This window comes from Massilia eburnea (assembly GCF_050709955.1).
Lineage (GTDB): Bacteria > Pseudomonadota > Gammaproteobacteria > Burkholderiales > Burkholderiaceae_D > Rugamonas > Rugamonas eburnea_A.
This window is the reverse complement of record NZ_JBNZFX010000020.1, coordinates 93,609-99,863: the sequence shown is the minus strand read 5'-3', so window position 1 is coordinate 99,863 and position 6,255 is coordinate 93,609. Positions and strand designations below refer to the sequence as shown.

Below are 6,255 nucleotides of genomic sequence, written 5' to 3'. Positions count from 1 at the left end.
AGGTCGGCAGGACCTGGGCCGCCACCAAACCAACGCATCCAAGGATGGCAATGACAATAATCAGGCCAATCAGGCTGATACCACGTTCGTGCTTCTTGCGCATAACTTCTGTTCTCCCCTATCTGCTTAGCGAATGCCGCCAAGACGATCAAAATTGAAATTACCCAGGTTCATCCAAACGAAGAAGGCTTTGCCGACGATATTCTTGTCCGGTACGAAACCCCAGATACGGCTGTCGGCACTATTGTCCCGATTGTCGCCCATCATAAAGTAATTTCCTTCAGGAACTACACACGAGAAGCCTTCATAGTTGTAGGTGCACGCCTCGCGGTGCGGATAATTGTCGTCCACCTGCCCGATCAGGACCGGCGGCGCCTTCTCGTTGTTCAGAATGCGGTGCTGCACGTCGCCCAGCTGCTCGGTGAATTGTTTCTGGTAAGTAAGAGTACCTTCTTCCAGGTAGTCTTCCATCGCGGTATACCCGATTACCTGGCCATTCACCGTTAAGCGCTTGTTTTGATAAACAATTTTATCACCCGGCACGCCAATGACCCGCTTGATGTAGTCCTGGCTCATGTCTTTCGGATACTTGAACACCATCACGTCGCCGCGCTGCGGATCGTTAATCTGCACCACCTTCTTATTGAGGATAGGCAGGCGGATGCCATAGGTATATTTGTTGACCAGGATCAGGTCGCCCACAAGAAGGGTCGGCACCATCGACGACGACGGGATCTTGAATGGCTCCCACAGGAAGGAGCGCAGGAAGAACACCAGCGCGATCACCGGGAAGAAGCTGCCCGAGTATTCGATCCAGGTCGGCTGGCGCAGGATGTCCGCCTCCAGCTTCGAACGCGCATTGCCCTGCTCGTCCATGCGGATGCCGTTGGCGGCCGAACGCGCCATGCGTGCGTCGTATTCGACCAGCGCCCTGTTGGCGGCAGCACGGCGCTGCTTGGCGAGCACCACCAGGTCGAGGACCCAGATGATCCCCGTCACCACCATCAGGACGAACAGGATTAATGCGAAATTTCCCAGGATGGATTGCAATGTCATTTCTCGTCCACTTGAAGGATTGCCAGGAATGCCTCTTGCGGGATCTCGACGGAGCCCACTTGTTTCATGCGCCGCTTACCTGCTTTCTGCTTCTCGAGCAGTTTCTTCTTACGGCTGATGTCGCCGCCGTAGCACTTGGCCAGCACGTTCTTGCGCAACGCCTTCACGTTTTCACGCGAGATGATGTTGGAGCCGATCGCGGCCTGGATCGCCACGTCGAACATCTGGCGCGGGATCAGCTCGCGCATCTTGGCCGCCACGGCGCGGCCGCGGTATGGCGCGTTGGCACGGTGCACGATGATGGCCAGCGCATCGACCTTCTCGCTGTTGATCAGCATGTCGACCTTGACCACGTCGGCCGCGCGGTTTTCCTTGAACTCATAGTCCATCGAAGCATAGCCGCGCGAGGTGGACTTGAGCTTGTCGAAGAAGTCCAGCACGATCTCGGCCATCGGCATCTCGTACACCAACTTGACCTGGCGGCCATGGTAGGCCATGTCCATCTGGATGCCGCGCTTGCCGATACACAGGGTGATCACGGAGCCGACATACTCTTGCGGCATGTACAGGTTGACGGTGACGATCGGCTCGCGTACTTCGTTGATGTGACTCGGGTCGGGCATGCGCGACGGATTGTCGACGTGCAGCACCGTGCCGTCGCGCATTTCCACCTCATACACCACGGTTGGCGCCGTGGTGATCAGGTCCATGTCGAACTCACGCTCCAGGCGTTCCTGCACGATTTCCATGTGCAGCAGGCCCAGGAAACCGCAGCGGAAGCCGAAGCCCAGCGCTTGCGACACCTCCGGTTCGTACATCAGGGCGGCGTCGTTCAGCTTCAGCTTTTCCAGCGAATCACGCAGCGCGTCGTACTGGTTGGCTTCGACCGGGAACAGGCCGGCAAACACTTGCGGCTGCACTTCCTTGAAACCAGGCAGCGGCGCCGAGGCCGGCTTGGCCACGGTGGTGATGGTGTCGCCCACACGGGCTGCTTTCAGTTCCTTGATGCCGGCGATCACAAAGCCGACCTGGCCTGCGCTCAACTGCGGCAGCGAGACCGAGCGCGGCGAGAAGATACCGATGTCTTCCACCAGTTGCACCGAGTCGGTCGCCATCAGGCGAATCTTTTCCTTTGGACGCAGGGTGCCGTTCACCACGCGCACCAGCATCACCACGCCGACGTAAGAGTCGTACCAGGAGTCGATGATCAAAGCTTGCAGCGGCGCGTCCGGGTCGCCCTTTGGCGGCGGCACTTTGGCGATGATCGATTCCAGCACGTCTTCCACGCCCAGGCCGGTCTTGGCCGAGCAGTGCACCGCGTCGCCGGCTTCAATGCCGATCACGTCTTCGATTTCCGAGATCGCGGTGGGCGGGTCGGCGTTCGGCAAGTCGATCTTGTTCAGCACCGGCACCACTTCCACGCCCAGGTCGAGCGCGGTGTAGCAGTTGGCCACGGTCTGCGCTTCGACGCCCTGCGACGCATCCACCACCAGCAGCGCGCCTTCGCAGGCGGACAGCGAACGGCTGACTTCATAGGAGAAGTCGACGTGGCCCGGAGTGTCGATCAGGTTCAGGTTGTAGATCTCGCCGTTGCGCGCCTTGTATTTCAGGGCTGCGGTCTGGGCTTTGATGGTGATGCCGCGTTCACGTTCCAGGTCCATCGAATCCAGGACCTGCGCTTCCATCTCGCGGTCGGACAGTCCGCCGCACAGCTGGATGATGCGATCCGCCAGCGTGGACTTGCCGTGGTCAATGTGGGCGATGATGGAAAAATTGCGAATGTTATTCATTAAAAATCGAAGCGAGCTATAACAAAAAGGCGCTTGTGCGCCTTTTTATGGAAATCAATGCAAGGGTAACCCCCGGCATTTTACCGGATTTCAGAGGGGAAAGCCGGATTTCTAGAGGAGAGGCTGAGAAATAGTGCCATTCAGGCAATCATTCCGACAACACGGCGCGTACTTTGGCCTCGTCCAGGAAGTAATGGCACAGCTCCGGCTCATCGAGGCTGGCGAACAGCACCGGCACCAGCTCATCGAAGCGCGCCACCAGGGCCGCGTCAGCATCGACATCGATGACTTCGACAGTGAACGGTTTTTCCGGGGTGTGCAGGGCATTCAGGGCTGCCAGCATGTCGTCGCACAGATGGCAGTAGGAGCGGGAGTACAAAGTGAAGTGCATGCAGGGTTTGCGTAGGCTAGGCTGCACCCCCTCGGGTGCGGGCTGCCATTGTAGCGCGCCGAACGGGATGTTGAGAAAGCCCAGGTCCGCCGCCACGGGCTTGCCGCCTTGAGGGGCGACAAACGCGCGGCGGCTTCCCTGCCAGTGCTGCTTACTTGGTGGCTGGGGCCGGGCGCAAGGAGAAATGCTGCGCCTGGCTGCCACGGCGTACCAGTACCGCAGCGGCCCGCTTTGGATCCAGCTTGGCCACCGCCGCATTGAACTGCTTGGCATCCACAATGTCCTGGTTATTCAGCATCAGCAGGATATCGCCCTGCCGCAGGCCGGCAGCCTCGGCGGGGCCGTCGGTATCTTCGACAATCACGCCGCCGGCCACGCCCAGCTCGCGCTTCTGCGCCGCCGTCAGGTCGGTGACCACGAAGCCCAGGGCGTTGGCGGCGGTGGCCGGCGCCTCGTCCTTCTTCTCGCCTTTCTTGCCACCCGAACGGCCTGCCACCTTGCTGTCCGGATCGGCTTCGCCCACGGTCACATGCACATCCACCGGGACGCCCTTGCGCCACACGGTCAAGGTCGACTTGGTACCAGGCGCGGTGCCCAGCACCATGCGGGTCAGGTCGGCAAAACGGTCGATCTCCTTGCCGTTGTACTTGACGACCACGTCGCCCACCCGCACCCCGCCCTTATCGGCCGGACTGCCCGACTCGACCTGGGTCACTTCGGCGCCCTTGTTGTTCTTCAGTCCCAGCGACTCGGCGACGTCCTTGTTCAATTCGCCAATCTGCACCCCAAGGCGGCCGCGCGTTACCTTGCCGGACTTCTTCAGCTGGTCGGCCACCCGCATCGCCTCGTCAATCGGAATCGCAAAGGAAATGCCGTTATAGCCGCCCGACAGCGTCGCGATTTGCGAATTGATGCCGATCACCTCGCCGCGCAGGTTGATCAGCGGGCCGCCCGAGTTGCCTGGATTGACCGCCACGTCGCTCTGGATCAGCGGCAGCAGGTCGCCGGTATCGCGCGCCTTGGCCGAAATAATGCCGGAGGTCACCGTGTTCTCCAGGTTGAAGGGCGAGCCGATGGCAATCACCCATTCGCCCACGCGGGCTTTATTCGGGTCGCCGATGGTCAGGTAAGGCAGCTTGCCGCCATCGATTTTCAGCACGGCCACGTCGGCACGCGCATCGGCGCCCAGCACCTTGGCCTTGAACTCGCGCTTGTCGGTCAGCGTCACGTACACCTCGTCCGCGCCATCGACCACGTGGGCATTGGTCAAGACATAGCCGTCGGCCGACACCACAAAGCCGGAGCCGATGCCGCGCTGGATTTCCTGGCCCGGGCTCGGCAGGTTGCGCCGGCGTGGAGCCTGCCCCTGGCCACGCGGCATCTGGCCGCCAAAGAAGCGGCGCAGGAATTCCTGCATCTCATCGGCCTGGCCGGCCGCGTCGACGTCTTTCTGCGAAATACGTTCAGTGGTACGGATATTCACAACTGCCGGGCCGACCCGCTCAACGAGGTCGGCAAAGTCAGGCAAACCGGCCACGGCGGGAGCCGCCGCATAGGCGGGCGCGAAACCGGCAACGGCTGGCAGGCCGAGGGAGGCCGCGCTGAGGACCAGCGCAGAAATCATGGTTTTTTTCATGGTTGCGTTCAGTGAAAGTCAATGAAGAACAAGCAATATAAATCAGCTTCGCGTTAAACGGGAGCCGGATATTGTGACGATATGTTGCGGGCAACCCCGCCCGGTTTCAAGAGGCAGCGTCCGCCGTCTCCGCGCCCTGCCCCGTCCCGGGCGCACCAGGGCCCGCCACCTCGCCCACCACCTCGCCCGCGGGCCCGCCTTCGCCTGCCGCCAATTCGCGCCGCATCTGTGCCTCGGCCACGTCAAGCGCTGCCGCCAGGCGCGCCCCGAAGCCTGCGCTGGGCTCGACATCGGCCACGCTTTGCCGCAACGCGTCCCCGATCGCCGCATGGACCTGGGCGTCGACCGGCATGCCATCTTCGTCGGGCAGCAAAATCATTGCCCCTCCTCACCAACGCTTATCGACAGGCAAATCCAGCAAGGGCCGCAAGCGCCGCGCAATCGCTTCGCGCGCCCGGAAAATCCGGCTGCGCACGGTTCCCAGCGGACACTCCATAATTTGCGCAATTTCCTCATAACTCAAGCCCTCGATTTCCCGCAGCACGATGGCGGTGCACAGCTCCAATGGCAAAGCCTCCAGCGCCGCATCGATCGCCAGCATCACCTGCTTGCTGAGCAGCATCGACTCCGGCGTCCCGATCTCCGGCACCGGCGCCACAAGCTGCGATGGCACCACGCCCTGCGGCGCAGTGCGCTGGCGCCGCCGCAAGATCGCATTGCGCGCCCCGTTCAAGGCAATCCGGTACAGCCAGGTGTAAAACGCCGCCTCGCCGCGAAAGCGCGGCAAGGCCCGGTATGCCTTGAGGAACGTCTCCTGCACCACATCCTCCGCCTCGGCCGGATCGCGCAGCAGCCGCAACACCAGGCGCAGCAAGCGCCGCTGGTAGCGCGCCACCAGCAAGTCGAACGCCGTTCGCTCCCCCGCCCGCGCCCGCTCGACCAGCTCACGATCTGGGTCCACCGTCATAGGAGGCAGCCCCGCCAAGATTGGTTCACATTTTTTGAAGCTGGGTCCGCACCGCCGCCTGCAGCCGGCGCCACTCGCCGACCGCGACCGAATCGGGCAGCAAGGCCAGCCACAGGCGCTGGCCGTCTTCCAGCTCCACGTGCAGCAGCAAGGCAGCCGGCCATGCCGTGCAGCCGTCCAGCAAGCGAGCCCGGCATTGCTTCCGGTATACCGTCAGCCGGATTTCTCCGACACCGGAAATATCAATGTGACTGCAATTGACTTCGCGCCGCAGGCTTGCCAGTGCCGCTGCCGCGAGCAAAGGCTGGCCGCTCCAGGCCCCGACCGCCAGCACGGACGCGACAATCCCTGCCCGCAAGACGCGCAGGCATGGCGATGGACGAACAGCGACAGATGCCGCGATCGACATAGGAAT

The 6,255-nt window shown here is 62.0% G+C and carries 8 protein-coding genes; all 8 read right to left on the bottom strand.

Features of this window, described 5'->3' with window-relative positions; all coding sequences use genetic code 11:
- The coding region (locus tag ACQ4MM_RS11460) for a type II secretion system protein (protein WP_431477479.1) at positions 1-103 on the bottom strand (103 nt) is incomplete at its 3' end.
- A gap of 23 nt (positions 104-126) precedes the next feature.
- Positions 127-1,056 carry a signal peptidase I gene (gene lepB, locus ACQ4MM_RS11455; protein WP_431477477.1) on the bottom strand — a complete coding sequence of 310 codons (930 nt, stop codon included), beginning with the start codon at positions 1,054-1,056 and terminating at the stop codon, positions 127-129.
- Positions 1,053-2,846, bottom strand: coding sequence for a translation elongation factor 4 (gene lepA, locus ACQ4MM_RS11450; RefSeq protein ID WP_431477476.1), 1,794 nt, complete (start codon positions 2,844-2,846; stop codon positions 1,053-1,055). The genes lepB and lepA overlap by 4 nt, the downstream gene beginning before the upstream one ends.
- Positions 2,847-2,994: 148 nt before the next feature.
- Positions 2,995-3,237: a glutaredoxin family protein gene (locus tag ACQ4MM_RS11445; RefSeq protein WP_431477475.1), complete on the bottom strand. Its 243-nt coding sequence runs from the start codon at positions 3,235-3,237 to the stop codon at positions 2,995-2,997.
- A gap of 151 nt (positions 3,238-3,388) precedes the next feature.
- On the bottom strand, positions 3,389-4,873 hold the full coding sequence (locus tag ACQ4MM_RS11440) for a DegQ family serine endoprotease (RefSeq protein ID WP_431477474.1): 1,485 nt from the start codon (positions 4,871-4,873) through the stop codon (positions 3,389-3,391).
- Positions 4,874-4,979: 106 nt separating this feature from the next.
- A complete protein-coding gene (locus tag ACQ4MM_RS11435; protein WP_431477473.1) occupies positions 4,980-5,252 on the bottom strand; it encodes a hypothetical protein in 273 nt (90 codons plus the stop codon).
- A gap of 9 nt (positions 5,253-5,261) precedes the next feature.
- On the bottom strand, positions 5,262-5,840 hold the full coding sequence (locus ACQ4MM_RS11430) for a sigma-70 family RNA polymerase sigma factor (RefSeq protein WP_431477472.1): 579 nt from the start codon (positions 5,838-5,840) through the stop codon (positions 5,262-5,264).
- 25 nt (positions 5,841-5,865) lie between these two features.
- Positions 5,866-6,249 (bottom strand): protein YgfX, encoded by a 384-nt coding sequence (locus ACQ4MM_RS11425; RefSeq protein ID WP_431477471.1) that lies wholly within the window; start codon positions 6,247-6,249, stop codon positions 5,866-5,868.
- Positions 6,250-6,255 lie beyond the last annotated feature (6 nt).